General features: G+C 46.8%; 25 protein-coding genes. 11 read left to right on the forward strand and 14 right to left on the reverse strand.

Features of this window, described 5'->3' with window-relative positions:
• The first annotated feature begins 179 nt into the window (after positions 1 to 179).
• The gene (locus ACN5NT_RS09285) at positions 180 to 1,703 is read left to right on the forward strand and encodes a leucyl aminopeptidase (protein WP_419175240.1); all 1,524 of its coding nucleotides are present in this window, start codon (positions 180 to 182) and stop codon (positions 1,701 to 1,703) included.
• A 130-nt stretch (positions 1,704 to 1,833) separates the two neighbouring features.
• On the opposite strand, the gene dusB is transcribed toward ACN5NT_RS09285, so the two are convergent.
• The 9 genes from dusB to ACN5NT_RS09330 form a co-directional block, all read right to left on the reverse strand.
• Complete coding sequence (dusB, locus tag ACN5NT_RS09290) at positions 1,834 to 2,769, reverse strand: tRNA dihydrouridine synthase DusB (RefSeq protein WP_419175241.1); 936 nt, start codon at positions 2,767 to 2,769, stop codon at positions 1,834 to 1,836.
• A 152-nt stretch (positions 2,770 to 2,921) separates the two neighbouring features.
• Positions 2,922 to 3,455, reverse strand: coding sequence for an LPS assembly lipoprotein LptE (gene lptE, locus ACN5NT_RS09295; protein ID WP_228721509.1), 534 nt, complete (start codon positions 3,453 to 3,455; stop codon positions 2,922 to 2,924).
• A 113-nt stretch (positions 3,456 to 3,568) separates the two neighbouring features.
• Positions 3,569 to 6,061: a leucine--tRNA ligase gene (gene leuS / locus ACN5NT_RS09300; protein WP_419175242.1), complete on the reverse strand. Its 2,493-nt coding sequence runs from the start codon at positions 6,059 to 6,061 to the stop codon at positions 3,569 to 3,571.
• 79 nt (positions 6,062 to 6,140) lie between these two features.
• Positions 6,141 to 7,529: a replicative DNA helicase gene (gene dnaB / locus ACN5NT_RS09305; RefSeq protein ID WP_338031707.1), complete on the reverse strand. Its 1,389-nt coding sequence runs from the start codon at positions 7,527 to 7,529 to the stop codon at positions 6,141 to 6,143.
• A gap of 181 nt (positions 7,530 to 7,710) precedes the next feature.
• Positions 7,711 to 8,166, reverse strand: coding sequence for a 50S ribosomal protein L9 (rplI, locus tag ACN5NT_RS09310; RefSeq protein ID WP_136795805.1), 456 nt, complete (start codon positions 8,164 to 8,166; stop codon positions 7,711 to 7,713).
• A gap of 57 nt (positions 8,167 to 8,223) precedes the next feature.
• A complete protein-coding gene (locus ACN5NT_RS09315; protein WP_419175243.1) occupies positions 8,224 to 9,207 on the reverse strand; it encodes a DUF2232 domain-containing protein in 984 nt (327 codons plus the stop codon).
• Between the two features lie 25 nt (positions 9,208 to 9,232).
• Complete coding sequence (gene rpsR, locus ACN5NT_RS09320; RefSeq protein ID WP_136795803.1) at positions 9,233 to 9,475, reverse strand: 30S ribosomal protein S18; 243 nt, start codon at positions 9,473 to 9,475, stop codon at positions 9,233 to 9,235.
• A gap of 40 nt (positions 9,476 to 9,515) precedes the next feature.
• Positions 9,516 to 9,959, reverse strand: coding sequence for a 30S ribosomal protein S6 (rpsF, locus tag ACN5NT_RS09325; RefSeq protein WP_136795802.1), 444 nt, complete (start codon positions 9,957 to 9,959; stop codon positions 9,516 to 9,518).
• Between the two features lie 214 nt (positions 9,960 to 10,173).
• Positions 10,174 to 10,563 carry a MazG nucleotide pyrophosphohydrolase domain-containing protein gene (locus ACN5NT_RS09330; RefSeq protein WP_419175244.1) on the reverse strand — a complete coding sequence of 130 codons (390 nt, stop codon included), beginning with the start codon at positions 10,561 to 10,563 and terminating at the stop codon, positions 10,174 to 10,176.
• Between the two features lie 283 nt (positions 10,564 to 10,846).
• Here ACN5NT_RS09330 and ACN5NT_RS09335 point away from each other — a divergent pair, with 283 nt between their 5' ends.
• The 9 genes from ACN5NT_RS09335 to ung all read left to right on the forward strand — a co-directional run bounded on the left by ACN5NT_RS09335 (position 10,847) and on the right by ung (position 18,191).
• Positions 10,847 to 11,293 (forward strand): AP2 domain-containing protein, encoded by a 447-nt coding sequence (locus ACN5NT_RS09335; RefSeq protein ID WP_136795800.1) that lies wholly within the window; start codon positions 10,847 to 10,849, stop codon positions 11,291 to 11,293.
• 291 nt (positions 11,294 to 11,584) lie between these two features.
• A complete protein-coding gene (gene rplU, locus ACN5NT_RS09340; RefSeq protein ID WP_136795799.1) occupies positions 11,585 to 11,896 on the forward strand; it encodes a 50S ribosomal protein L21 in 312 nt (103 codons plus the stop codon).
• An 86-nt stretch (positions 11,897 to 11,982) separates the two neighbouring features.
• The gene (gene rpmA, locus ACN5NT_RS09345; protein ID WP_136795798.1) at positions 11,983 to 12,240 is read left to right on the forward strand and encodes a 50S ribosomal protein L27; all 258 of its coding nucleotides are present in this window, start codon (positions 11,983 to 11,985) and stop codon (positions 12,238 to 12,240) included.
• A 184-nt stretch (positions 12,241 to 12,424) separates the two neighbouring features.
• A complete protein-coding gene (gene obgE, locus ACN5NT_RS09350; protein WP_136796008.1) occupies positions 12,425 to 13,444 on the forward strand; it encodes a GTPase ObgE in 1,020 nt (339 codons plus the stop codon).
• A 99-nt stretch (positions 13,445 to 13,543) separates the two neighbouring features.
• Positions 13,544 to 14,701 (forward strand): glutamate 5-kinase, encoded by a 1,158-nt coding sequence (gene proB, locus ACN5NT_RS09355; RefSeq protein WP_419175245.1) that lies wholly within the window; start codon positions 13,544 to 13,546, stop codon positions 14,699 to 14,701.
• A 57-nt stretch (positions 14,702 to 14,758) separates the two neighbouring features.
• Positions 14,759 to 16,027: a glutamate-5-semialdehyde dehydrogenase gene (locus ACN5NT_RS09360; RefSeq protein WP_419175246.1), complete on the forward strand. Its 1,269-nt coding sequence runs from the start codon at positions 14,759 to 14,761 to the stop codon at positions 16,025 to 16,027.
• Complete coding sequence (gene nadD / locus ACN5NT_RS09365) at positions 16,027 to 16,674, forward strand: nicotinate (nicotinamide) nucleotide adenylyltransferase (RefSeq protein ID WP_136795795.1); 648 nt, start codon at positions 16,027 to 16,029, stop codon at positions 16,672 to 16,674. The genes ACN5NT_RS09360 and nadD overlap by 1 nt, the downstream gene beginning before the upstream one ends.
• Positions 16,675 to 16,839: 165 nt before the next feature.
• Positions 16,840 to 17,478: a response regulator gene (locus tag ACN5NT_RS09370; protein WP_136795794.1), complete on the forward strand. Its 639-nt coding sequence runs from the start codon at positions 16,840 to 16,842 to the stop codon at positions 17,476 to 17,478.
• A 47-nt stretch (positions 17,479 to 17,525) separates the two neighbouring features.
• Positions 17,526 to 18,191 carry a uracil-DNA glycosylase gene (ung, locus tag ACN5NT_RS09375; protein WP_419175247.1) on the forward strand — a complete coding sequence of 222 codons (666 nt, stop codon included), beginning with the start codon at positions 17,526 to 17,528 and terminating at the stop codon, positions 18,189 to 18,191.
• Positions 18,192 to 18,419: 228 nt separating this feature from the next.
• On the opposite strand, the gene ACN5NT_RS09380 is transcribed toward ung, so the two are convergent.
• From ACN5NT_RS09380 to ACN5NT_RS09400, 5 genes are all read right to left on the reverse strand, one after another.
• Positions 18,420 to 18,869, reverse strand: coding sequence for a CBS domain-containing protein (locus tag ACN5NT_RS09380; RefSeq protein WP_136795792.1), 450 nt, complete (start codon positions 18,867 to 18,869; stop codon positions 18,420 to 18,422).
• A 9-nt stretch (positions 18,870 to 18,878) separates the two neighbouring features.
• Positions 18,879 to 20,477, reverse strand: coding sequence for an NAD(P)H-hydrate dehydratase (locus ACN5NT_RS09385; RefSeq protein WP_136795791.1), 1,599 nt, complete (start codon positions 20,475 to 20,477; stop codon positions 18,879 to 18,881).
• 140 nt (positions 20,478 to 20,617) lie between these two features.
• The gene (lptF, locus tag ACN5NT_RS09390) at positions 20,618 to 22,096 is read right to left on the reverse strand and encodes an LPS export ABC transporter permease LptF (protein WP_419175248.1); all 1,479 of its coding nucleotides are present in this window, start codon (positions 22,094 to 22,096) and stop codon (positions 20,618 to 20,620) included.
• 451 nt (positions 22,097 to 22,547) lie between these two features.
• The gene (locus ACN5NT_RS09395) at positions 22,548 to 23,927 is read right to left on the reverse strand and encodes a M23 family metallopeptidase (protein ID WP_136795789.1); all 1,380 of its coding nucleotides are present in this window, start codon (positions 23,925 to 23,927) and stop codon (positions 22,548 to 22,550) included.
• Positions 23,928 to 23,972: 45 nt separating this feature from the next.
• Positions 23,973 to 25,505, reverse strand: coding sequence for an Rne/Rng family ribonuclease (locus ACN5NT_RS09400; protein WP_136795788.1), 1,533 nt, complete (start codon positions 25,503 to 25,505; stop codon positions 23,973 to 23,975).
• A gap of 136 nt (positions 25,506 to 25,641) precedes the next feature.
• Between ACN5NT_RS09400 and ACN5NT_RS09405 the strand changes: the two genes are divergently transcribed.
• Entirely contained in the window at positions 25,642 to 26,514 is an 873-nt protein-coding gene (locus tag ACN5NT_RS09405; RefSeq protein WP_419175249.1) for a glycosyltransferase family 2 protein, read from the forward strand.
• Positions 26,515 to 26,573 lie beyond the last annotated feature (59 nt).

A 26,573-nucleotide genomic window follows, 5' to 3' on the forward strand; every position in this document is an offset into this window, starting at 1 on the left:
GGACTCCTTAATGTATCCGTACAGGGAATATAGGAATAATTGTGATGGCAAATAGTTGCATGTGAATAGCTTCGTATTACTTTACAATATACTTTGCACTAAAACGATTCGTTTCACGAATTATCTCGTGAAATACCAGAAAGAAAATCGAAACTCAACTATTCATAACAGGAATTACCATGCATAAGACGAAGGTCGCTGTTTCTGAGAAAAACATTAACCTGATTAAAGGTGGCTTGCTGATATTTTTTGCAATTCAAGGTGAAGATGATGCAGTAGTGTGCTCTGATCTTGTTTTGCCATATCTCGATTCTTTACTTGAGTTGAAGGATTTCAAGGCTGGGGCAAATGAACGTGTCATTCTTTATCCCAGTCAGATCCAGGTGAAAGATAAAAAGAGATCTTTGTCGGCAGACAGGCTGATGGTAGTCGGTCTCGGCAAGTTGAGTGACCAGGATGAGCATCTCAGAATAGAAGCAGTGCGAAGCGCCGGCGGCACCATCAGTAAAGCCTGTGAGACTCTCAAGGTAAAGGATGTGAAGCTTGTTTGCGATGATATTGTTGGCATGGAGCGGGCGGCAATGGCACATCATTTGGTTGAGGGAGTCGTGCTTGGCGACTATCGTTTCAAAAAATATAAAAAGGAAGACCCGGATACTCCAACCTTTGAAGGTATTTCTGAGATTACAGTATACGTAGACACCCAGGCAGGCAAGGTTCGTAAAAGTGTGGCCAAGGCAATATCCATTGCGCATGCGGTGCATAGTGCCAGGAATATGGCCAATGAACCGGGAAATAGCTGGACTGCCACAGATTTCGCAGATTACGCTTTGAAACTCGCCGAAGAAAAAGAACTGACTTGCAGGATTATTGACAAGCCAAAAATGAAAAAGCTCGGTTTGCGCGGAATTCTGGCTGTGAATCAGGGCTCGGCTGAACCGCCGAAGCTTGTCATACTTGAGTATTCCCCGGCAAAAAAGAAAAAGTCAGTGATGCTGGTCGGCAAGGGGCTTACCTTTGATTCAGGTGGCGTGAGTTTAAAACCTGCAGCAGGTATGCAGAACATGAAGATGGATATGTGTGGCGGTGCTGCAGTTCTTGCCACCATGCAGGCCATAGCAGATCTCAAGCCGGATGTGCATGTGATAGCGCTTATACCGGCAACAGACAATATGAGTGGCAGCTCGGCACTCAAGCCGGGTGATGTGATTCGCCATTACAACGATGTAACCGCTGAGATTGTCAACACAGATGCCGAGGGAAGGATAATTCTGGGCGACGCGCTTGCATACGGTATAGAGAAGTATGAGCCCGATTGCGTAATTGACGTGGCCACTCTCACCGGTGCGGTGATTATAGGTCTCGGCCATCATCATAGCGGTGTTCTTGGAAATGATGATCAACTGGTTGATGGGTTGATTGATGCTGGCCAGACCTGTTCCGAGCCACTGTGGCGTCTGCCGCTGACCAAGGAGTATGAAAAGCAGATAGAGTCTGACGTGGCCGATATTAAAAATACCGGAGGGCGTGATGCCGGAACTATTACCGCCGCTGCATATCTGAAAAACTTCGTAGGGGACACTCCCTGGGCTCACCTGGATATAGCCGGAACCGCATGGGACTTTACAGAAAAGAGTTATATTCCCAAAGGGCCATCTGGTATCGCAGTTCGGACTCTGACTGAGTTTATCTGTAAGAAGTAATAGAGGAATACGTGCCCCGCCTGAAAAAGAGTTGGGGCATCTTCTATCTGGTGATACTACGTCTCATTTTGAGAGCTGAGAAGTGTTTTTAACCTCTTACTTCTTACCCTTTTTGAAGTAAGAGGTTCAACTATCTCGATAAAGACGTGTCCATTAAAACCTTCAAATCTTCGAAGCTTGGGCAGTCGTATATCGCTTTTCTCATTTTAGAACTGCCAGGCAGACCTTTAAAATATCTGCCAAGATGGTTTTTAATGCAGCCGATCATTCGTTCAACCGGCAGGAACTGTTCCATAAGCTCCATGTGTCTTTGGGCTCCCTCCAGAATCGCACGTTCGTTTGCTGGTCGGCCCTTCTCAGAAAACACCCAGGGGTTGCCGAGTGCTCCCCGACCGACCATAACACCATCGCAGCCGGTCCCGGCCATCATATCAATGCCGTCCTGATACGTTTCGATATCACCGTTACCAATGACCGGGATAGAGACAGCTGCCTTCACCCTGGTGATCATGGTCCTGTCAGCAAGGCCTGTAAAACCCTGGGCCCAGGTTCTGCCATGGATGATCAGTGCAGAAGCTCCGGACCCTTCAGCCATTCTGGCAAATTCGACAGCATTCTGGTTGCTGGCGGTGGGGCCGGATCGAAATTTAACAGTGACTGGCACCTTGCAGTTGGCCCTGACCTTCAGAATAATCTGTTCGGCAGTATCAACCGTGGTCATAAGGGCTGCACCGGCGCCGCGCTTGGTTACCTTCTTGACTGGGCATCCCATATTGATATCTATCATGTCGGGATTATACTCACTCATGATGCCGGCAGCCTCTCCCATAACATCTGGTTCAGCGCCAAAAAGCTGAAAGGCTACAGGTTGTTCGGCTTGAACGGATTGCATCATGGAGATCGTTTTTTCCTGCCTGAAGGCGAGTCCATGGCAACTGATCATTTCAGAAACACAATAACCTGCGCCAAATTCTTTGCAGAGCAGGCGGAAAGGAAGATCGGTGTATCCGGCTAGTGGGGCCAGCACAAAAGGGGTGGAAAAATGCAGATGGTCGATACTGAGCATTGTAAAAGCGGTATAAAATTCAGGTATCCTGCTCAAGGCAGGAAGTGAACTAACATAGAGTTACTATAAGAAACAAAAAACCTGATGTCGCCATGCTGTTTAAAAAAATGGCTGGCATCAGGCCTCTGTTAAAACAAAAGAAGAGCAATGATCTACTGTTGCTGTGCGATCTCCAGTTTAGGTAATTGTACCAACGCTCTTTGATAAATCTTCTGAGCCAGGTCATCGACGATGATATCCAGAGCTTTCTCCCGGTTGGAACGATTGCTTTCAGCTGAGTCACCAATCAGGTAATCCTGAGTCCAGACCTCTCCGGGCTGCTCAAGGACAATGGTTTCCGAGCCGATATCTTTCATCACATATCTGGTCTTTAAACGAACCTTGACCTCCGTTGCGTCGTTGCCTGAACCGTAGGAAAGGGTGGGCAGATCAATGGAGACGATCTCACCGGCAAGAATGAGGTCTGCACCTTCCTGATTCTTAGAGATTTTTATTGAACCGGATTTTTGAAACCAGCGAACAAGCGCCTGGTAAATATCGTTGTCAAGGCCGAGCTCACTGGTACGATTTTCCCAGGTCTTGAGATAGATTACTTTTTGGGGACCATTGTAAACATATGGGTTACGATAACCGCATGCGACAATAAACAACGCGACAAACGCCAGAAGAGGAACGTATCGGCTCATTGTTTTCAACGAAGTTCTCCCTGTATTGGATTTAAATGTTCGAGTAAAAGAAGGATGATTAATCAGTGGATTGCAGTGCTTATTTTGTACCTGCAATCCACAAAATCTTAGTCTTAAACGACAATATTCACAAGCTTCTTCTTGACAACAATAGTCTTTTTCACCTGCTGACCATCGATGAATCGCTGAACATTGGCATCAGACAGGGCGAGTTCTTTGATTGCCTCATCATCAATATCCGCAGGTACCTGAAGGCGGGATCTCACTTTTCCTTTCACCTGGACGACGATGGTCAGCATATCCTCTTTGGCTGCTTCTGCATCATATGATGGCCAGGGTTGGTCATCAACCAGTGAGGTGTGGCCAATTTCCTGCCACATCTCGGCGCAAAAATGAGGAACCATTGGTGAGAGTAGAATCAACAATGATTCAACTGCCTGAAAAACAGTACCGGCTTCAGCCTGGGCATCTTTTTCGGGATCGGTGACACTCGTCATGGTGTTGAACAATTCCATACCACCACTAATCGCGGTGTTGAAGTGGAAGTTGTTCTCAATATTCTCACTCACCCTTTTAATGGTCTGATGGGTTTTGCGATGCAGGGTACGCCCGGTGTCACTTAACTCCGCGGGAAGTGCAGGCTGTTCCTTGAGTTCAGGGCGGGAAGTGATGAACCTGTAGACCCTGTTCAAAAAACGTGAGCAGCCTTCAACGCCCTGGGAGTTCCATTCCAGATCTTTCTCTGGCGGAGCGGCGAAGAGGCTGAAGAGACGAACTGTGTCGGCACCATACTCCTGAATGAGGTCATGTGGGTCGACCACATTACCTTTTGATTTAGACATTTTGGCGCCGTCTTTAATTACCATGCCCTGGGTAAGCAGGTTGGTAAACGGCTCGTCTACGTTCAGGTAACCGAGGTCTCTAAGCACTTTGGTGAAAAAACGGGAGTAGAGCAGGTGCAGGATGGCGTGTTCAACTCCGCCAATATACTGATCTACCGGCAGCCAGTGTGACGCTTTCTCCTTGTCGAGCGGGGCATCGGTAAAAGCCGGGCAGGTGTAGCGAGCGAAGTACCAGGAAGATTCCACGAAGGTATCCATGGTATCTGTCTCGCGCCGTGCCTTGGCCCCGCAAGTGGGGCAGCTGGTCTCGATGAAGGATGGACGCTGGTGCAGGGGTCTGCAGCTTGCACCGGTTTCATCTTTATCTTCAGGCAGCATTACCGGCAGTTCCTCGTCGGGGACCGGCACGATGCCGCAACTGTCACAGTGGATCATCGGGATCGGAGCACCCCAGTAACGTTGACGGGAGACACCCCAGTCACGCAGACGGTAGGTGATGTGCGGGGAACCGAAACCGTTTTGCACAGCATAATCTATAACTTTTTTCTTGGCCTCTTCAGACTCGACGCCATCGAACTGACCGGAATTCATCAGAGTACCGCCAACGGTGGAAGCGTTCACCATGGTTGCGGGATCGAGGGTCTCACCTTCAGGAATAACGACCGGTTTGATGGGCAGATCATATTTACGGGCAAACTCAAAGTCACGCTCGTCATGGGCAGGAACAGCCATCACCGCACCAGTGCCGTACTCGATCAGGACGAAGTTTGCTATAAATACAGGGATTTTCTCTCCGTTGTACGGGTTGATGCAGTACTTGCCGGTGAAAATACCTTTTTTGACCTGCTCGTCTTCTGGAGTTTGCTGTTGTTTTTCTTCCAGGATTTCAACGATAAAATCACGGATTTCCGGTTCATTGTCAGCGCCTGAAATAAGTGTATCTACCAGCGGGTGTTCTGCCGCCACCGACATAAAGGTAACGCCGAAGATGGTGTCTGGTCTGGTGGTGAAGATTGATATCTTCTCATCCATACCATCAACCTGGAAGTCGCAGGCGAGACCGGTGGATTTGCCGATCCAGTTTCGTTGCATGGTCAGAACTTTTTCGGGCCAACCGGTCAGTTGGTCAAGGTCAGCCAGGAGTTCTTCTGCGTAGTCAGTGATCTTGAAGAACCAGCCATTCATTTTGCGAGGCTTGATCGCCTGGTCGCAGCGCCAGCAGAGACCGTCAATTACCTGCTCGTTGGCGAGGACGGTCTGGCAGTTGTCACACCAGTTGACGGTGGTGGTCTTCTGGTAGATAATCCCTCTCTTGTACATCTCAATGAAAAGGATCTGCTCCCATTTGTAGTATTTGGCGTTGCAGGTTGCGATTTCGCGACCCCAATCGTACGAGAGGCCGAGCTGCTGCAGCTGATTACGCATGTAATCGATGTTCGAATAGGTCCAGGCGGCAGGATGGCTGTTGTTTTTCTGGGCAGCGTTTTCTGCAGGTAAACCGAAGGCATCCCAACCCATCGGATGGAGCACATTGTAACCTCTCATGCGCTTGTATCTGGCGACAACATCACCTATCGAGTAATTGCGAACATGGCCCATGTGAATTCGGCCGGAAGGGTAGGGGAACATCTCAAGTACGTAATATTTTTCCTTGCTGTCGTCCTCTTCAGCCTTGTACTTCTCTGATTCCGCCCAACTCTGCTGCCATTTCTCCTCAATGGCTTTGAAGTCATATCTATTGCTTTTAGTCTGACTACTGATCATAATTCTTCCTCGATAGGGATATGGAATGTAAGGTGCTACCGTATTGCGTGTCATTATCAGTGACAGCCATCAGATTATATTAGCTCTGATAATCAGATTCCTCGTCATTTATCAAGTTTTCAAATCTGGTAATTGTATTATTGAAATGCAACTTGACTGTTCCTGTCGGACCGTTACGCTGCTTACCGATAATGATCTCGGCAATACCGCGATTTGGGTTGTCTTCCGCCTTGTTATACACTTCATCACGATAAATAAAGGTGATGATATCGGCGTCCTGTTCGATTGCACCGGACTCACGCAGATCACTCATCATCGGCCGTTTATCGGTACGACTCTCAAGAGATCTGTTCAGCTGGGAAAGGGCAATGACAGGAATGTTATGTTCTTTGGCGAGTGCTTTCAAAGATCGAGAAATCTCACTGATTTCCTGGGTTCGGTTTTCTGTGGAATCCCTGCCTCGCATCAGCTGAAGATAATCTACGACTATGAGGCCAATGTCATATTGCGCAGCAAGTCGGCGAACTTTAGCACGCATTTCAAGAACCGAAATAGCTGGTTGATCATCAATATACAGTGGTGCTTCCGAGAGCATACCCACTGCACGTGTGAGCTTTGGCCAATCTTCATCATGAAGTTTACCGGTTCGCATTCTCTGGGAATCAACTCGGCCTACGGAGCTCAGCAAACGCATCACCAACTGTTCCTTGGACATCTCGAGACTGAATACAGCAACACCAATTTTCTCCTCGATCGCAGCGCTCTGAGCGATATTCATTGCAAAAGAAGTCTTACCCATAGAAGGGCGGGCCGCCAGGATAATGAGGTCAGAGGGTTGAAGGCCGGCGGTCATTTTGTCGAGCGTGGGGTAGCCAGTTGGAACACCGGTAATAAGCTCCTTGCGCTTGAAAAGTTGTTCGATTGCGGCAAAGGCATCGGGAACAATCTGCTTAACAGGAGTAAATTTCTGGCCGCTCTTGGAACCGGCAATTTCAAAAATCGCCTGCTCCGCCTGGTCAACAAGAAGATCTATCTCTCCCTGCTCCTCATAGCAGCGGGAGGCAATATCGGTGTTGACTTCAATCAAACGCCTGAGGATGGATTTCTGGCGAACGATTTTGGCGTAGGTGGCAATGTTGGCTGTGACGGGAACGATAGAGGTAAGCGTTGCCAGGTAGGCGGCACCTCCAACCTGTTCTAACTGATTGCGGTCATTGAGCAGGTTGCTGATGGTCAACAGATCCTGTGGCTCATTGGCCTCAAAAAGGTCAATCATCGCCTCGTAAATGATCCTGTGTGCTTCCCGATAAAAGTCATCGGATTTGAGAATTTCGAGGACGGTACCAAAGGATTTGTCCTTGAGCAGGATCGATCCAAGAACGGATTGCTCAGCCTCAAGATTCTGAGGCGGCACTCTCTTCGAAATAGAGGATTGTTGCGGTGGAGGCGCGAATTCATTCATAGTCATGTGGCCATTAAAAGATGTTAAATTTTAACAGCTTAAAAGAAAAACACACCATGCAGGCCAAGCCTGTATGGTGTGTTTCGTCATAGCTGTACACAGCCGGACACTCTATTGCATTGCGGCCGGCGGTACACGGTATGTTCTGCTGAAACTGTTCGAGCAGTCACCCGGCGTATCGGCAGGATTATGCTTCGCTGGATGCGCGCACAACCTTAACGGTAACCTCGGTTACCAGCTGAAAGCCAACCTTGACCGTGACAGAGTTTTCGCCAAGAGTTTTGATCGGATCGGGAAGTACGATCTGTTTCTTGTCGATGACAACACCCATTTCTGCAAGTTTAGCGCAGATATCGGCATTGGTTACAGAACCGAAGAGACGCTCGTCTTCACCGGCAAGCTGCTCGATTACGATCTCGCGACCAGCAATCTTCTTGGCGAGAGCCTCTGCTACCTTACGCTCCTCAGCCAGACGTGCTGCTATTTCCGCCTTGTTCTGCTCGAGAACTTCGAGGTTCTCTTTGGTGGCGAGAACCGCTTTGCCCTGGGGCAGGAGGTAGTTGCGGCCGTAACCGGGCTTGACGGTAACGACATCACCCTCTTGACCAATCGAGCTGATGGTTTCCTTTAAGATGAGTTCCATTTTTAACTCCTTGTAGTGTGTATGTAAAATCAGTTCTGATTATGCTGTGAACAGATTTTATTCGTCTTGTGAATCCTCTTTGGACTCTGTATCAGGGACGTTCAGTTTACGGAGATTCAGCCAGGTATCGGCAACGCCAACCATGAGCAGCACTATCGTCCCAAGGGACTGTAATACTATCATCACGTAGATGAATGATCGTAACAGGATCGGTACATTCCACTTGTTCATGTAAAAAACACATACTGCAAAGCCTTGCATGCAGTACAGCACGCTGAGCAATATCAAGATATTGACAGCGACCCCTTTAATGATACCCAGGGGTAAGAACGCCATGAACGCGCTGAGTATACCGAGCCAGATCAATTTATCCGGCAATTGCCAAAATCTATAACGGGGCCAAACCTGCCGACCGGTATATTTATGTACCAGTCTGTTGCCGAGCACCATGGTAAACCAGGTGGTAAACATAGCAAAGCTGAGGAAGATAGCAGGTAAAATGATCGGTATGATCACCTTCATCTGCTCCAATGTTGCCTCAAGCATTATAGCTGTGTCTGCGCCAACTTGCTCGTTTTGGCTATATTCTTTTACAACGCTGTCTATCCCCGAACTCAGGGTAGTCTGAATTGCGATGTAAGGAGAATTACCCGTTACCGCTCCTACCCCTGCGATTAAAAGTCCCCAGCATGCCCCTAGAGTAGCAGCGCACTTGAGACCTGACATCGCGGGAGAATCTCCTCGTAGCGCAGATTTCGCCAGAACATAGCCGGCAGGAATCAGCGCAAGAGAAAACAGCAGAACGTCAAAGGGTTGCGTAAACAGTCCTACCAGGACTCCAAGTCCCGCTCCTGCCAAGATATATCGACCACCAATGAAGGTGCCGTATTTGATCAGGAAAACGAAAACCAGAATCGGCAGGAAAAGTTGCACCCAACCAAACAGAGACCACTCTAGCCCGGGCAAGATAACAGCAACAAAAATAAGTGCTATGTTGCCGAAAATACGCTTAATATCCGGCTGATGGTTTGTCTGGTCCACCGTACTGAATCCCTTAATCTACTAATTACCCCTGAGAAGAACCAGAGTATGGCAGAAGTGCGATGTGACGTGCCTGCTTAATTGCTTCGCAGAGCTGACGCTGATGGGTCGCACAGGTACCGAGGATACGGCGAGGTATAATTTTACCACGCTCGGTCACAAAGCTCCGCAGAGTTTTAACGTCTTTATAGTTGATTTCCAACTCTTTGTCTGCGCAGAATCTGCAGACTTTTTTACGAGAGAAAAATTTCTTTTGTGGTCGTGCCATCGTAGAATCTCCTGTTTTGTAACGAATTTAGAGCGGCTGCTTATTCTTGGGCAGCTGGTTCTTCAGTCTCGGATGCTTCAGCTGTCTCAGCTTCAGTTCCAGCTTCAGCCTCTGCGGCTTCCTCAGCTTCTTTAGCAGCGGCGGCCTTACGAGCTTCAGTCTCGCCGATGGCGGCCTGGATCTCTTCGTCAGTCATGCTTTCTGCAGTTTTGATAGTAAGGTACTTGAGCACAGCATCGTCAATGCGGTACTTACGTTCGATCTCTGCTACAGCTGCAGGAGTTCCGGCGTACTCACAGAAGACATAATATCCCTGGAGCTCTTTCTTGATTGGATACGCCAGCTTTTTCATTCCCCATTTGTTGAGATCGATAATGGTACCGTTCTCGTCAGAAATGATTTTGGTGGTGTAGTCAATTACGGTTGTGATCTCAGCTTCACCCAGGCTAGGGCGAAGGATAAGGATCAGTTCATACCTTCGCATGTGTTCCTCCTCGTGGACTCATGGATTTGGGCATTATGCCCGGATTGCGGCCCTCGCCTACTGTACTTCAGTGCAGAGAGCGAAGAGGTGTATGGCCCTAAAAATATGTATAAGGTCATACGGTTTTCAGTATACAACAAATAGGCATGTTAAGTACATCTTGCCCGTCTGTCAAAACTGCCTATATTACTTTTATAGGCTAGAAGTGTCAAATTTATTTTTTAGACTTTTCTTCAGCCTTTATCTTGCGCCATTGTTCTTTTAATTCATCTTCATCCGTAATCTCCACCCCTGCAAAAACATGCGGATGACGGCGGACGAGTTTTTCCGTGATGCCATTTATCACTTGGTCGAGAGTGAATTTGCCACTCTCTGAATTGATCTCAGAAATCATGACAAGGATAAAGAGCAGGTCGCCGAGTTCCTCGCAAATATTTTCGGTGTCCTTTTTGTCGATTGCCTCGACAAGTTCATCAAACTCACTGTGCAGGTATTTTACCATGGAGGAGGTTGTTTGACGTTTGTCCCATGGGCAGCCGTTTTCAGAGCGAAGTTCCCTTATTGTATCCACCAGTCGTAAAAAATTAGATTGATTGTCTGACATTGTAGTATATTGTTGAAGTTGCAATATTTGTCCGGGTTTGGCGAGAATATATCAAGAAACCCCTAAATAACATTGAAGTTTTATTAATAACACATTGTTAAAAAAAAGTTGACATTAAGTCCCTGACCAACTAAGTAGCTTTCCTTGAAAGGCGTTCGAGTTTACCGCAAGGTTTCAAGGCAGCCAGGTTGCGATAGAGGCAATAGCGTAACCGACACTGGGGTGGACTGTCATTACTTTTGCGGGGAGATCTCTTGAAGGTTTAATGAAGAAGAGGAATTAGATGGAAGAAGACAAAAAACAGAAGTTTCTATTGGAAAAGCATAAGGACATAGCACGCATTGATCAGGAGTCCAAGCGTACCCATGGCTGGTATGTAAGGGTTCGTTTTCTGGGGAAAACACATTCGAAATTCTTTTCTGATAAGAAATGTGGCGGTCGCTATTCAAGTTTGTTGTCTGCAATTTCATGGCGGGACAAAATTGAAAAAAAGTTGGGCAAGATTCGTACCAACAAACATATGGTTACTGTCTCAAATTCCAGTACGGGTGTGGTTGGTGTGCGTCTGAATGAAAAACTGAATAGATATGAGGTGAGCTGGGTTACCCATCAGGGTAAGCAGGGCAAGACTTCGGTTTCTATCAGAAAACATGGCAAGAAGGCCGCCTTTGCAAAGGCTTGTGCCATTCGCCAGGAAAAAGAACGAGCTCGGCTCGAATACACGATGTGACTCAAATCAGTCGTTGCAAACCTCCGGCCAGTTCATTCTCAATGAGGTGGCCGGAGCGACATTTGAAAAAAATGCCTGTCATGCTGTATCATCGTACTTATCATAATTGTGTTCCAGTTAGGCCAATAAAAGATATAATTGAAGTTGATACTATCCGATTTTTGCTCTAGCAGGCAAAAAGAGGTTGACAATTTATTGGAAAAATATTTTTATTTGTCGTTTTCGGATTTATACATTGCAGCGTTTGAGAATAGTGAGTCAACGAAGTTTCCATGTAAAGAGGTTTATATAATGTATGCAATAGTTCGCACCGGCGGTAAACAGTATCAGGTAGCTTGCGGCGATAACATTCGTGTTGAAAAACTCGAAGGCGCAATTGGTGATACCGTAGCCCTTGAAGACGTACTGATGGTTGTTGAAGGCGAGGAAGTCAAAATTGGCAAGCCTCAGCTCGACAACGCTCAGGTAGTTGCCAAGATCGCCGAGCAGGGTAAGGCTAAAAAAGTAATTGTTTTCAAGAAAAAGCGTCGTAAAGGCTATCGCCTCAAGAAAGGACACAGACAGTCCTACACTGCACTGCAGATTGAGGAAATCAAAGCCTGATTGTAATTTTCTAAGAACAGGCTGAACTGAATGAGATGAATATCCGGCGCGGTGAGATCTGAACAGCCGGAGGAAGGAGTAAGACGATGGCACATAAGAAAGCTGGTGGTAGTTCGAGAAACGGACGTGACAGTGCAGGTCAGAGACGTGGAGTAAAAAGATTCGGTGGTGAAGCAGTGAAGGCTGGTAGCATTATTGTTCGTCAGCTTGGCACCAAGATTCACCCAGGAACCAACGTAGGCTGTGGTCGTGACTACACTCTTTTTGCCAAGGTTGACGGTGTTGTAACATTTGAGGAATTCGGTAAAGATAAGAAGCGTGTAAGCGTTTATCCTGCCGTATAACGTCACCTGACAAGACAGTCGCGTAGCTGGCATCTCACTACGAGATGCGAGATACAGATTGAAAGACTCGACCTCCATTGATAGATGAAGGTCGAGTTTTTTTTTGCCTCCTGATGCATCGTTAAGTAGCGTATCGCGAATGCACAGAAAGATTATTCAAGTAAAGGTAGTGAGAACAAAAGATATGGCTTTTGTTGATGAAACGAAATTTTTCGTAAAAGCTGGTGATGGCGGCAATGGCTGTGTCAGCTTCAGGCGTGAGAAGTTTGTCCCCAAGGGGGGGCCTGATGGTGGTGATGGTGGTCGCGGCGGCAGTGTGATTATTCAGGCGACAAACACTCTCACTTCCCTTCTTGACTTTAGGTATAAGTCTCATTTTAAGGCAGAGCGTGGAACGCATGGCATGGGCAAGGACTGCTACGGTGCCAAGGGTAAAGACTGTATCATTAATGTCCCCGTGGGTTCTATTATCAAGGATGCCGAGACAGATGAGGTCATCATTGACCTTGCTGATGACGGAGATACATTTCTTGCAGCCAAGGGAGGCGATGGCGGTATGGGTAACAGCCACTTTGCAAGTGGCGCTAACCGTACTCCGCGTTATGCCACCAAGGGTATTCCCGGTGAAGAACGTTGGCTTAAAATCGAATTGAAACTGATAGCTGATGTTGGTCTTGTTGGATTGCCGAATGCAGGTAAATCCACCTTGCTCTCCAAGATATCCGCTGCTAATCCAAAGATCGCCGATTACCCGTTCACAACCCTGGAGCCGCAGCTCGGTGTTGTGTGTCATAGTTATTATGAGCCCTGTATCGTTGCAGATATTCCAGGTTTAATTGAAGGCGCGCATCAAGGTGTTGGTCTTGGTCATAAATTCCTGCGACACGTTGAACGCACCAGCATATTACTGCACGTCATTGATTGTTCCGATGATGACTATCGTAAGAATTATCAAGTAATTGATGACGAGCTTCACTCATACAAGGAAGAATTGGCCGGAAGAACCAGATTTGTTGTTCTCAATAAAGTTGACCTTGTTGATGCAGATATGGCTGAAGAGATGCGCCAGGAGTTTCTCGAACTCGGTATGAAGGCCATTGTGATTTCAGCAGAAACTGGTCAGGGGCTGGATGATCTCAAAGAGTTGATTCTGGATACGCTTGAGCAGCAGAAGAGAACGGCACAGGAGAACTCAGAGGAGTGATCTGATAGATTTCTTCTCAAGAGATTTTTTTTTGTGGGCCAATGTTTACGTGTGGAGTGTGGGCAGTAATTACGAGCGACCAGGAGGGCTGCAGGGGTCATGACTATCCAGATGAGCCGCGAAGACGGGTTGTATTACCGTCAGACGCTGTTTGATAAAGCGCGCAGAGTTGTAATCAAGGTTGGAAGTGCCATTCTCACCAATGAGAATGGCATGAATTATGAGGTGATAGATAATATAGCCAGGGAGATAGCTTTTCTGCGCAATAGCGGCAGAGAAGTGATCCTTGTTTCTTCTGGTGCTGTTGCAGCCGGAAGAAAAAAAATCTCGTTTGTTCCCGGTGGTGAACTTTCCATTCCCGAGAAGCAGGCTCTTGCCTCAATCGGACAATCTGTGCTGATGCACGTCTATGATGAAGCTTTTGCCAAGCATGGTCAGAAAATAGCTCAGCTCCTCCTCACCCACTCAGATCTTTCCCACAGAAACCGTTATCTCAACGTTCGAAACACCCTGAAGACTCTCTTCAAGTTCGGCGTGATACCAATTATCAACGAAAACGATACGGTATCAGTCGAGGAGCTTCGTTTTGGTGATAATGATACCCTGGGCGCGTTGGTCTCGAATCTCATCGAGGCTGATATGTTTATCTGTCTCACCGATGTAGTCGGGCTCTATAATGGTAACCCCCATAATGACCCCAAAGCCAAACCTATCTATACGGTCGCTGAGGTGACCCCGGAAATCGAGGCGATGGCCGGCAACGTGAAGAGTGCTCTCGGAACAGGTGGAATGCAGAGTAAAATCAGGGCTGCAAAGATGGTATCCGCTGCAGGGGGAAGTTCGTTTATCGGCCCCGGCCGGGAACCGGATATACTCAAGCAACTTTTCTCCGGTGAGTTGATAGGCACCTTCTTTTTCCCAAGTGCATCGAAGTTGCCGAGTAGAAAACACTGGATTGCCTATGTTTTGAAACCGAAAGGAAAATTGATTCTCGACCAGGGTGCATGTTATGCATTGAGTAAAAATGGAAAGAGTTTGCTTCCTTCAGGAATAAATCAGGTTATCGGTGATTTCGGCGTTGGAGATTCTGTAGAATGTTGTGATCAAAATGGTGACGTTTTCGCGGTTGGCCTCATTAACTATTCATCTGCAGATATTGCCAAAATACAGGGTGTTCAAAGTCACATGATTGCAGAATTACTCGGCTTCAAAGACAGTGAAGAAGTGATGCATCGCGATAATCTTGTGCTGCTGTAGTGTGTTGGTTCATCAACTGAAAAAATTATCAGGTGGATTTAAAACGGGATGAAAGATATGACTGATACGAAGAATCTGAATGAGACGATTATTACTATGGCCAAAGCTGCACAGCAGGCGTCCGTTGCTATGATGCCGGTCTCCAGCAAGCAAAAAGATGGCGCACTTCGTCGGGTTGCACAGTTACTTGATCAGAATCGACCGATTATCCAGTCTGAAAATGAAAAAGATCTGCTGGCCGGCAGAGAAAAGGGTCTCTCAAAAGCAATGCTGGATCGTCTCGCTTTGACCGATAAAGTGATTGACTCGATGATTCAGGGGCTGCAGGAGGTAATCGCTCTGCAGGACCCCGTCGGTAGTGTTGATTCTTTAAAGCTCCGGCCAAACGGTCTGCAGGTGGGCAGGATGCGCGTGCCCCTCGGCGTGATTGCAATGATTTACGAGTCGCGTCCAAATGTTACCATCGACGCTGCCGCGCTCTGTCTGAAGACAGGAAACGCTGTAATTCTTCGGGGCGGGTCTGAAGCTATTCACTCAAATCTGGTCCTGGCCGGTATATTGCAGCAGGCATTGCAGGAGACGGGCTTGCCGACGGATGCTGTACAGGTTATTCCTGTAACCGATAGGCAGGCTGTTAACTTTTTGTTGCAGCAGGAAGAAACCATAGATCTGGTTATTCCCAGGGGAGGAGAGGGGCTTATCCGATTTGTGAGTGAAACATCGAGGATTCCGGTGTTGAAACACTACAAAGGAGTCTGCCATATCTTCGTTGATGAGTATGCTGATCTTAATAAGGCCACACCTGTAATTGTCAATGGTAAGACGAGCCGTCCCGGCGTATGCAATGCCCTGGAAGGTGTGCTGATTCATGAGGCTGTAGCAGACAAATATGTACCTGAAATTGTTAAAACACTTACCGATAAGGGTGTTACAGTCAAGGGGTGCCAAAAGACAGTCGAGCTTTGCAACCTGGCCGAGCAGGCCTTAGAGACCGACTGGGGTACGGAATTCCTGGAACTCACCCTGGTTTGCCGCGTTGTCAAAGATATGGAGGAGGCGTGCCGTTATATCCATAAGCACGGTTCTAAACATACAGAGGTGATTCTGACCGAAAATTACAGTAACGCCAATGCCTTTATTTCTCATGTAGATGCTTCTGCAGTCATGGTTAATGCCTCAACCAGGTTCAATGATGGAGGCCAGCTTGGGCTGGGCGCAGAGATCGGTATCAGCACTACCAAGTTACATGCCTACGGGCCAATGGGTCTTGAGGAGCTTACTGCCAGGAAGTTTGTGGTTTATGGCAACGGTCAGGTACGGAACTGATGCAAAATGTCGGTTTGCTGGGTGGGACATTCGATCCCATCCACGATGGACATCTTCAGTTAGCCAATGCGGCGAGAACTGAATTGGGTCTTGATAAGGTATTACTGATACTTGCCGCAGGGCCACCCCACAAATGTCATAACAGTGTCACTGCATTTCACCATCGTAAAAAGATGTTGCTACTTGCTCTGCAAGATCGGGAATTCATTCAGCCCTGCTTTGTGGAGGGTGATCTTCCCGTGCCATCGTACACCATTGACACTGTCAGGTTTTTGAAAAAACGAGACGGCGATACTGTCAATTATTCCTTTATTATCGGAGTGGACGCATTTGCAGATCTTTTGAGCTGGAAAGAGTATAGGCAACTGCTGTCACTCGTTCACCTGATTGTTGCCAAACGCAAGGGGTTCAGTAGGCAGGGGGCACTTGACGCTATTGCGCTTCAACTCGGCTATCGCGTTGAAGCCTCAAACTCTAGATGGGTGGCAGAGGGTGAATTGAAAGACATTTATTTTCTTGATGCCCAGCCTGATGCCATCTCCTCTTCCACAATACGATCAGAATTGAGACGTGGAACAGTGAAGGTGGCAGGGGTACATCCGCAAGTGTTGGATTATATACGAAAAAACGACCTGTACCTTACGTAATCCTACCTCCAGTCATTATTTTCCACTCGGTTACCAGATTCATTGCATGCAGGGTATTCCCTTTATTGTGATGATTTCATTTGATTTTTCAGGAAAATATTTTAGAGTTCATGTCCATGTCAGGAACTCTGAATTGGAATATTATTTCTGCCAGGTAGACTGCTTATGTCTGACTCCAAACTTGGGAATACAGTGGAAACAAAAATTAAAATTCTCATTGTCGACGATTCCATAATTTTCCGGAAATTTCTTCAGGAAACTATGAAGGGGTTGGCTGGCATATCTATTTGCACTGTTGCCAAAAATGGCATAGAGGCACTGGATCTGGTGCTGAAAATTCAACCTGATGTCATTTTGATGGATCTGGAAATGCCGTTGATGGACGGTGTTACAACTCTGCAGCATCTGATGATACACAGACCCACGCCAACTATTATATTTTCAAGTAACGCGGATGAGGGCTCAAAAGAAGAGGTCGAGGTCCTGAAGAATGGTGCGGTAGGTTTTTTCAGCAAAGCAGATTTTTTTGTCAATGGCAGGCAAGATGCGTTTTCGGCCAGAATTCGCCTGGCAATAATAGCAGCGTCGAAAACTCATGTTGAGCATCAGCCATTAAGCAGCCAATCATCTGTGGGCAGCACAGTGAAGAAAGAGACTAGCATGAGGTTGGTTTTCTGTGAAGAGTGCGGTGCCAGAAACAGTGTTGAATTAGAGGCAGATTTAAACAGCGATACCGTCTCGTTATGCAAGGAATGTGGTGATCCGTTAATAATAATTGAAGACATGAAAGCAGGAGCAGCCTGATGGAAGGCTCTTTATATAGAAGTACTGTGTTGGAGGAATAGCTTACAATGTTATGGGAAGAAGAAGTCCCAATGCTTAACCGGGGAGTCCATAAAGAACTTGTTGCCAAAGCGTATGGCCCGGCTTCACTTGGGCAGAGAGTTTACCCACCCAAAGAATGTGTTTTTCAATCGATGCGAGTCACCACTCTCGACTCGGTCAAAGTTGTGGTAATCGGCCAGGATCCATACATTAACGAGCATAATGGTGTCGGGCCTGAAGCGCATGGCTTATGTTTTTCTGTAAAAGATGGGGTACCAACGCCTCCGTCGCTGAGAAACATATTCCTGGAAATAAACAACACAGTTTATAAGGGAAAGGCGGGCAGGAGCAAAACAGACCTGACAGACTGGGCAGAGCAGGGGGTGTTGTTGCTCAACGCCAGCCTGACAGTAATAGCCAAGCAACCTAATTCACATGCAAAGCTTGGCTGGCATGAACTCACTGACGATATCATTCAGACAATCTCCCGGAAGAAAGAGAATGTAGTTTTTATGTTATGGGGAGCATTTGCTCAGAAAAAAGCAGCACTTATTGACAGCAGCAAACACCATATTCTTAAAACCAGTCATCCTTCACCACTTTCCGCTCATAGGGGATTTATCGGCTCTGGTGTTTTTGTGAATTGTAATAGATATTTGGAAAGCAACGGTATGGCTCCAATTATCTGGTAATAAAAAAATCCGATTAGCGCTCACCTTCAGCTTGAGAAGGTGAGGGGACAGAGGTGATGAGAGAGGTGTAACTGATTAGCAATTGCACAATCGCCTGAATCATTATGCAATCGGCTCGTAGAGAAGAGCTTTTTAGCTCTAAGCTGTTACTCCTATCAACTTTCCCCTCACGCCTTGAAGCCGAGCTTTAGTGGTAATTCAATAAAAAAGCGAGAATCCTACACGATCTTAAGAGATGATGGTTCTTATGATGTCTCTTTTACCGATTATGCCTGTCATTTTTCCGTCTTTGAGTACCGGCAGGGTGTGCAGTTTTTTCTCGGCCATGATGGTGGCAATCTCATCAAGCCCGGTCTCCTCTTCCACCGTGACAGGATCAGGCGTGTAGATTTCTGCAACCGTTGCACCTGCTATTTTCTTCATCTCCTGATCCATTTTGGCTGGTCTTTCCAGAAAGATAAAGGCATCGAGGATAGTGGCGACAGCCGGTATATGCACTTTTTTATTCTGATAGATCAGATCGCTTTGGGTAACAATGCCTATGAGTTGTTCATCCGCATCGACAACGGGTACACCGCTGATGTCTTTACTTGTAAACAAGAGTGCCAACTCTTTTACTGACACGTCTTTAGTGACAGTGATCAATTCTCTGGTCATGATGTCTGCAGCGATTTTCATAGTGATGACCTATTCTGTTTGTAATGCCTTCAAAGTTTCGGGAATCATGTGGGCAACTTCACTGGCGGTATAGCCCGGTCCAAACTCATCGTACAATCTGTCAGCTGCAGCACCGTGCAGGTAAACACCTGCTGCTGCTGCAGTTAGCGGGTCAAGCCCCTGACAGAGCATTGCACCTATTATGCCGCAAAGGACATCCCCCATGCCACCGGTCGCCATTCCAGGATTACCGGAAGTGTTGATGAGCGTGGTACGTCCTGGTGAGGCGATAATAGTACCCGCTCCCTTTAGGATAACTATATTCTGGCTGCTGTCATTATTGAAGGCGGCACACGCCGTGCGGGCGGCTTCGAGTCTGTTTTCCTGTATTTCGCTAATGGTCCAGCCTATCAATCTGCTTAATTCTCCGGGATGTGGAGTGAAAATTCTCAATCCACCAGCCTCACGGATATATTCCTTACTTTCAGCGAGAATGTTTAGAGCATCCGCATCTACAACTGTCGGGGCAGTTACCTGTTGATATAAAGAGAGTATCAGTCGGGCTGTGTTTGTTGAGGTGCCGATACCAGGGCCGATAACCAGTGCATCTTTGCCTTCAAGCTGAGAAAGGATGAGGTCAGTATCGTTGTAGGTTAAGGTATTGGTACCCGAAAGCGGAATGGTCATTGCCTCGAGCAGGTTCGTTTCGATGACCGGATTAAGATCACCGGGTACGGCGAGGCTAACCAGGCCACATCCCCCCCGCAATCCACCAAGTCCGCTTAATATGGCAGCGCCGGTTTTGCCCGCTGAACCGGCGAGTATCAGAAGATGGCCGTAATTGCCCTTGTGCGAAGAACGCTTCCTGGCAAGTTCCGGAGCGATTTTTTTAATGATATTTTCATCTAGCAGTTCGTTGGAAACTGGTACCTTTTCGAGAGCTTCCGGAGGAATGCCAATATCGATTACCTCCAGTTCACCTGTCAGTTCACGGCTATCGTGAATAAAATGACCGGGCTTTGCAAAACCATAGGTCGCTGTGTAGTCTGCCTTAACACAGGTACCAAGCACTTTACCGTTATCGGCATTCATGCCGGAGGGACAGTCGACAGAGATGATGGGTTTCTGGTGGGCAAATCCATGACTATTGATCAACTCAATGGCGGAGGCATAATGTTCTGCCACATCACGGGTAAGGCCAGTACCGAAGATAGCGTCTATGATGGCGTAGCAGGGCATACCACGTGACTCTATCTGTTTGTAGAGAACTGAAATGGTCTGCACCCTTGATTCTGTATCAATGACATGAAAGGGCAGCCGAAGCTTTTTAATAATGGCAAGGTTGGTCGCGGCGTCGCCTTTGAGTTTGTCCGGGTTTATCAGAAAGAAAAATATAGGTTTGCAACCCAATTGGTGCAAATGGCGACCAATAACGAGACCATCACCGCCATTGTTGCCAGGGCCTATGAAAATAGAGGCAAAGGTATTTTTGCAGTCACCGAGATGTTTCTGCATCATACGCACTGTACCAAGGCCGGCATTTTCCATGAGGACGATTCCTGGAATTCCGAACTCTTCGATGGCGCATTTATCGAGGGCCTGCATTTCCTGGGCGGTGGGCAATTTCATACGGACTCCTTACGAACGGAACAGCTATCCCGGGCTGTGAATTTCTGGTCGTTATTTCTATCTTATACAGTTATTACCTCAGATACTATTGAACGGGCTGAAATATTCAAGTAAAAATATATAGATGTAATCAAAAAAAACTATTTGACACCTTTCGACCCTGAGGGCGGGGCGGCCGGGCTTATGTTCGTTTTGGGTGCACAAAGTTTACATGGCTTGAAACCGGCTTCCTCGGCCCAGGCGGCACTGAGAAATGTGGTTGAGCAACTGTCCTGGTTATACAAACGACATTGAGAGTAGTGGTAGATTTTTGCATGCTCATCCCCACGCAGCACCTTGAGTTCGTCATCGGCAATTTCTTCACCGGGCTTATCGTCGCTCGGGCTTTGCGAAACCTCGGTTAGGGACCCAAACAGCAGGTTGTAGATCTTTTTCCACAGATAAACAAAAGGTTTCAGTGCTATGGCATAGAGATTGTTCAGCATGAACTGCAGCCGTTCAGGTAAAATGGGTTTTTCGTGGGTGACCCTGTTAATCGCGTAAAAAGCTATGAGCAGGAAAATAGCATTGGGTAGCCACATAATAAACGCCACAGGTGCCTTGCCGTCATCAGCCAGAGTCCTCCCGAGAGTGAAGAGAACGTAATACAGTACGAATACTGCCAAGCCATATGGTATGCCGGTGGCCCGTTTACCGGGGCCTGACTGGAGTCCGAGGGGGAGCCCGAGAATAGTCAGGATAAGGCAACCGAACGGCAGCACAAGGCGTTTATGAAATTCGGTCAGCAGTTCACGCCCATCCTCTGTATTGAGTCCTTTTTCGTGTGCTCTTTCATAGAGTTGCATCATTCCCAGCGATTTCCTTTCGCTGGGTTTGGGCTGAGAACCAGGCTGTAATGGAATGTTGATTATATACCGCTCAAAATTGACGATTTGAGCATCCTTTTCATCCGGGCGATGGAGGCTACCGTTTTCAAGGAGAATAGTAATATTCATTTCGTCGAGATTACTGAACATTCTGCCCTTGGAAGCCATGGTGATGGAAGGGTTCTTTTGTCCGCGCATGTCTGAGACCCAGACGTTTGTCCACTGCCCTGTGTCATTGTCAATTTCGCCGACATGCACCACCAGATCTCCAAGTGCCTCGGTAAACTGATACTCCTTGATTCCCTTATCGATTTTTTCTTTCAACAGCTGATAGGTCAGCTGCTTCATGGAAATTTCACTTGCAGGGATGAGTTTGGTCGAAATGTACGTGGTAGCAAGTGTTATCGACAGGGCGACGATGAAAAGTGGTGGCAGAATTCTGTAGACGCTTATGCCGCTGGCTTTGAGTGCAAGTATTTCCATGTCACTTGAAAGCCTGGAAAATGCAATGATTACTCCCATCATTGCCGCCATGGGAAGGGTGTAGAGCAGCATGTTCGGCATCATATATGAGAACATCCTGACAAAATCGGTGAAGCTGATATCAAGATCCAGGGCAAAATTCAAAAAGGGGATCAGCTTCACAAGAAAAAACACACCGTTCATAATGAGAAAACTGGCAAAAAATGGTGCCAGCATCTCGGTGCTGAGATAGCTATAAAGAAGGAATGGATTCCGGGTAAGTGCTTTCATAACTTTGCAGGGAGCCAGGAGCAGGTAAGCAATCGTGTAAAAGTAATAATTTTAGCCAATTTGCGGAGAGATTACTTAAAAACCGATCTGAGAACAAGCTGAAATACTTGAAGATAGTACTCTCTGCCAGGTTCATCGAATATTCCGGCAGATAGTGAGACTGAATGTTTCACGAAAATTCAGAAAATTTCAGATTGTACAAAAAAATAACAGCTGATTCCGGCAAAAGGTGTCGCTCCTTAACGGGTGACAACCAGAATCACCAAACTGCATGGCTGATTTTCAGTCTCTGGAGTGTATGTATGATCCCATGTTCTTCGTACCAGGTGTTGCCAATAGTTTACTACGCTTTTGTACTTGATGCCTCGATTTCAGAATCGGCAACCCCATGAATGAGTCAGCTGAGTTTCAAAAAAAATCCCCGGTGCAGGTAATGCGCCGGGGATCTGTATTAGAACCTGGATTCAACAATCGGTTCATCGATCGTAATTTTAATCCAGTTTGGATCCCACCATTCAATCGGTGTGACAAAGACACCGTTAATCAGCATCGAAAAATGCAGATGGTCGCCGCCGGCCATTCCGGAGGTGCCACTGTTGCCAATGTTGTCACCTGTGGCGACCATGTCTCCGGCATTGACATTGAGCTGACTCAGATGTGAGTAAAGACTGAATACTCCCTGGCCATGGTCGATCAGCACCATTTTGCCGTAGATCCCCAAATAATCGGAAAAAACAACTTTGCCTGCATTGGCAGCTTTTATAACAACTCTGCGGGTTGAGGCGATGTCCATGCCGAGGTGAACCTGTTTGTCGATTGCTTTATCATTGTAATAATAGGTTCTATGGTCGGCAAAACCAGCACGCCCGGCACCGGCCATGCGGTGAAAACGTCCTTGCCACAAACGATCTTCAACGGGCTCACTGCAGAGTTCGGCAATTTGTTTATTGTTTTCCTGGCGTATATTACGGTTGATGTGCAGGTACTTTTCTACCATATCACCTGGTATGTCAGGGTAATACTGCTCGAACTCCGGAACTTTTGTATTCAGGAAACCGTCGCTGATGTTAATGCGATCATGCTTTTGTCTCGGATCCTTAAAAATAGGTGAAAACGGCAGTGCAGAAGTGTTTCCAGCTATATCTGTGGCTATAACCCGGGCTTCGGAAATCTCGGTGGCATCATATGGCAGGCCGAAATAGGCAATAAACGTATTTTCCCTTCCGTCACCGATTGGATAGCCTTTGTTAAAGGTACTATTAATCATGACACCGTGGTGTTCGGTGTCATCATCCGACATAGTATAAATTGCAATACCTGCACCACCAGGTGCGATATAGCGCTCGCTGTGGAGTATACCCAGGCGGGGCGGTTTGGTATCGAGTGTGAATGTTTTGCTGGCAGTCACGGTGTTGCCGGAAAGAAAGCCACGAAATGAGTAATCACTGGCGGTAACGCTGATAGTTATCTCACCATCCTCGAAACCGAGCTTCTTGGCGTCGAAAGGCAGCTCCTGCGTATCATTCATCGGGCCAATCGGGCCGGTATATCCGCTTCTTGGATAACTGTGAGAGTAAAGTTCCTTCGTTGTATTTTTTTGGCTCGCGGAAATGTTTACCTTGCGTAATCCGCTGCCTACGTCAGAAGTTGTTATATTCAGGGTACTTGCAGCACCCAGGTATTCGGGGATAGAATCAAGGTTAACGGTAGGGGCCTTGCCTTCAAAGAAGAGGAAATAGGAGGCACCACCACCCCCTAATACTACTATTAATAAGAAAATGAAGAAAAAACGGCCTGATTTTCTGGAGTTGGTCGGTTTGTTGAGTCCCATGAGTGCAGCTTGTAAAGGGTTAGGGTATGAATCATCTGATCACCACTATCTTTGCCAGATTATTTCATACTTTTCGATATGTAGATCCTTGGCAGGAGCTACTATTAAACGCTTTCCTGTATCGTGTTCAAGCTGAAGCCTGGTCAGCTCTTCTTCGTGGGAAAGCATGTCAGCGATGCGGGGATGTACCCTCACCGTGACGGTGCTACCACCTGCGAACCTTGCATTCCTGTTGATCTTACGGAATATATCGTAGCAGATGGTACGTCGAGATTTCAACATACCCTCACCGGTACAGTAATGGCAAGGCTCACACATCAATTGATAAAGGCTCTCGCTGTTTCTCTTCCTGGTCATTTGGACCAGGCCAAACTCTGAGAGTTTTAAGATATTAATACGGCTCTTATCTTTTTTGACAGCGTTTTTGAAGGTAGTAAAAAGTTCCTCCCGGTGAGCCTCATCCTCCATGTCGATAAAGTCAATAATTATAATGCCGCCAATATTTCGCAAGCGGAGCTGATAGGCAATCTCAACAGCCGCTTCCATATTGGTTTTGAAAATCGTTTCATTGAGATTGTTTTTGCCAACGAATCTTCCTGTATTTACATCTATTACAGAAAGGGCTTCCGTGCTTTCAATAATGATGTATCCACCTGAGCGAAGCCAGACCTTTTTTTCAATAGCCCTGTTGATCTCCGCCTCTATTCCGTGAGCCTCGAAAAGGGGTGTTTCTCCGGTGTATAGATTGAGCTTTGAATGCAGCTCAGGGGCGAAGGTGTTGACGAATTTTTCAATCTTTTTGAAAGCTTCTTCATCATCAATCGTCAGGCGATCAACGTCTATGGTAAAAAGGTCACGAACAGCCCTGAGTGTTATGTCAAGGTCTTCGTAAACGACAGCAGGTGCATAAGGTGACTTGGTACGATCCTGAATTTCCTCCCAGAGATGCAGAAGAAATTCCATATCCGCTTCAAGTTCCTCAAGCCGTGCGTTTTCCGCTACAGTACGAACTATAAAGCCAGCTCCCTTGGGGCGGATCTGTTCAATCTTTCCCTTAAGGCGGTTTCGTATCTCCTCTTCCTCGATTTTGCGGGAAACCCCGATATGATCGGTAAGAGGGATATACACGAGGTTTCTACAAGGAAGCGTGATATGGCAGGTAAGGCGCGCACCTTTGGTACCAATTGGATCTTTGCTCACTTGCACCAGGATTTGCTGGCCTTCGGTAAGCAGATTTTCAATCTGGTAATTTTCTGGACGCCTGGACATACGTTCATTGAGTTCCTTCTCGGCTTCACACGGGTGCACCGGAGGGGACTCTTCAGAACCGTCTACATCAGGAATTGATTCCTCAACATGGATATCGTCAACATACAGAAAACCTGTTCGTTCAAGACCTATGTCGACAAATGCAGCCTGCATACCAGGTAACACACGAACTACTTTACCCTTGTAAATGTTGCCCATCAGGCCTTTCTCGGTTGGTCTCTGAAGGTGATACTCACTGAGTACACCATCTTCGACCAGCGCAAGACGCACCTCATAGCTTCTGGAGTTGATAAGTATTTCCGTAGTCATGATCGATTTTCTAGCAAAGTATAAGACTTTCCGTGTATGGAAAGGAGATTATTGATGAAACGTGGAGTATACAGTACTTATAGAGCAAAAAGCCACACTTTATAACAATATGATTTAATATGTCCATCAAGTAAATATGCTTTCACATCCGGTTTCCGTAATTATTCCCACATATAATCGTAATGACTTCTTAAGAGAAGCATTAAATTCAGTTTTTCGGCAATCAGCCAGATGTGCTGAAATTATTGTTGTTGACGATGGTTCAACGGATGGAACTGAAGAGTTTATTTCCGGCTTAAAGGCAGAATCACCGACGCCCATTCATTATCTGAAACAAAAAAATAAAGGCCCGGCTGCTGCCAGAAATTCCGGAATTTCCCTTTCCTCTCAAGAGTATATCACCTTTCTCGACTCAGATGACCACTGGAGAAAAAGAAAAATCCAATATCAGCTAGGGGCTATGCAAAAACAGCCTGATTATTTAATCAGCCATACCAGGGAAAAGTGGTACAGAAAGGGAGAACATCTTAATCAGAAGAAAAAGCATATACCGCGTCATGGTGATATCTTTTCCCATTGCCTTGAGCTTTGTGCTGTTGGCATGTCTACAGTAATGGTGAGAAGAGACCTGTTTGATGAAATAGGTCTGTTTGATGAATCACTTCCTTGTTGCGAAGATTATGATTTCTGGCTCAGGGCCAGTTGCAGGTATCCCTTTCTCCTTGTTGATGAGCCTCTTACTATAAAAGAGGGAGGGAGAGATGACCAGGTGTCACATCAATATCGCGTAGGCATGGACAAATTGCGTATTGAATCCCTTGAGAAACTCCTGCAGGCAAATGTACTTACACCTGAGCAGGCGACAATGACCAGAAAAGAGCTGGTGAAAAAGGCCACAATATATGGTAACGGCTGCATGCGACATGACAGAGTGCAGGAAGGCCAAGAGTATCTGGCTCTTGCCCGATCAATAGAACTAAATATCGAACTGCCTGAAACAAGGCCATAAAATGAAAAAACAGTCCTGGTGGGATCCGTCCCGATATATACAACATATCCATGTTGACG

It is taken from the genome of Desulfosediminicola sp., from assembly GCF_048381775.1.
Taxonomy (GTDB): Bacteria; Desulfobacterota; Desulfobulbia; order Desulfobulbales; family Desulfocapsaceae; genus Desulfopila; species Desulfopila ganghwensis.

What these genes read in the sequence shown, in the direction of transcription:
- ACN5NT_RS09285 (WP_419175240.1), top strand. Translation starts at nt 180, where the DNA reads ATGCATAAGACGAAGGTCGCTGTTTCTGAGAAAAACATTAACCTGATT.
- dusB (WP_419175241.1), bottom strand. Translation starts at nt 2,769, where the DNA reads ATGCTCAGTATCGACCATCTGCATTTTTCCACCCCTTTTGTGCTGGCC.
- lptE (WP_228721509.1), bottom strand. Translation starts at nt 3,455, where the DNA reads ATGAGCCGATACGTTCCTCTTCTGGCGTTTGTCGCGTTGTTTATTGTC.
- leuS (WP_419175242.1), bottom strand. Translation starts at nt 6,061, where the DNA reads ATGATCAGTAGTCAGACTAAAAGCAATAGATATGACTTCAAAGCCATT.
- dnaB (WP_338031707.1), bottom strand. Translation starts at nt 7,529, where the DNA reads ATGACTATGAATGAATTCGCGCCTCCACCGCAACAATCCTCTATTTCG.
- rplI (WP_136795805.1), bottom strand. Translation starts at nt 8,166, where the DNA reads ATGGAACTCATCTTAAAGGAAACCATCAGCTCGATTGGTCAAGAGGGT.
- rpsR (WP_136795803.1), bottom strand. Translation starts at nt 9,475, where the DNA reads ATGGCACGACCACAAAAGAAATTTTTCTCTCGTAAAAAAGTCTGCAGA.
- rpsF (WP_136795802.1), bottom strand. Translation starts at nt 9,959, where the DNA reads ATGCGAAGGTATGAACTGATCCTTATCCTTCGCCCTAGCCTGGGTGAA.
- ACN5NT_RS09330 (WP_419175244.1), bottom strand. Translation starts at nt 10,563, where the DNA reads ATGTCAGACAATCAATCTAATTTTTTACGACTGGTGGATACAATAAGG.
- ACN5NT_RS09335 (WP_136795800.1), top strand. Translation starts at nt 10,847, where the DNA reads ATGGAAGAAGACAAAAAACAGAAGTTTCTATTGGAAAAGCATAAGGAC.
- rplU (WP_136795799.1), top strand. Translation starts at nt 11,585, where the DNA reads ATGTATGCAATAGTTCGCACCGGCGGTAAACAGTATCAGGTAGCTTGC.
- rpmA (WP_136795798.1), top strand. Translation starts at nt 11,983, where the DNA reads ATGGCACATAAGAAAGCTGGTGGTAGTTCGAGAAACGGACGTGACAGT.
- obgE (WP_136796008.1), top strand. Translation starts at nt 12,425, where the DNA reads ATGGCTTTTGTTGATGAAACGAAATTTTTCGTAAAAGCTGGTGATGGC.
- proB (WP_419175245.1), top strand. Translation starts at nt 13,544, where the DNA reads ATGACTATCCAGATGAGCCGCGAAGACGGGTTGTATTACCGTCAGACG.
- ACN5NT_RS09360 (WP_419175246.1), top strand. Translation starts at nt 14,759, where the DNA reads ATGACTGATACGAAGAATCTGAATGAGACGATTATTACTATGGCCAAA.
- nadD (WP_136795795.1), top strand. Translation starts at nt 16,027, where the DNA reads ATGCAAAATGTCGGTTTGCTGGGTGGGACATTCGATCCCATCCACGAT.
- ACN5NT_RS09370 (WP_136795794.1), top strand. Translation starts at nt 16,840, where the DNA reads ATGTCTGACTCCAAACTTGGGAATACAGTGGAAACAAAAATTAAAATT.
- ung (WP_419175247.1), top strand. Translation starts at nt 17,526, where the DNA reads ATGTTATGGGAAGAAGAAGTCCCAATGCTTAACCGGGGAGTCCATAAA.
- ACN5NT_RS09380 (WP_136795792.1), bottom strand. Translation starts at nt 18,869, where the DNA reads ATGAAAATCGCTGCAGACATCATGACCAGAGAATTGATCACTGTCACT.
- ACN5NT_RS09385 (WP_136795791.1), bottom strand. Translation starts at nt 20,477, where the DNA reads ATGAAATTGCCCACCGCCCAGGAAATGCAGGCCCTCGATAAATGCGCC.
- lptF (WP_419175248.1), bottom strand. Translation starts at nt 22,096, where the DNA reads ATGAAAGCACTTACCCGGAATCCATTCCTTCTTTATAGCTATCTCAGC.
- ACN5NT_RS09395 (WP_136795789.1), bottom strand. Translation starts at nt 23,927, where the DNA reads ATGGGACTCAACAAACCGACCAACTCCAGAAAATCAGGCCGTTTTTTC.
- ACN5NT_RS09400 (WP_136795788.1), bottom strand. Translation starts at nt 25,505, where the DNA reads ATGACTACGGAAATACTTATCAACTCCAGAAGCTATGAGGTGCGTCTT.
- ACN5NT_RS09405 (WP_419175249.1), top strand. Translation starts at nt 25,642, where the DNA reads ATGCTTTCACATCCGGTTTCCGTAATTATTCCCACATATAATCGTAAT.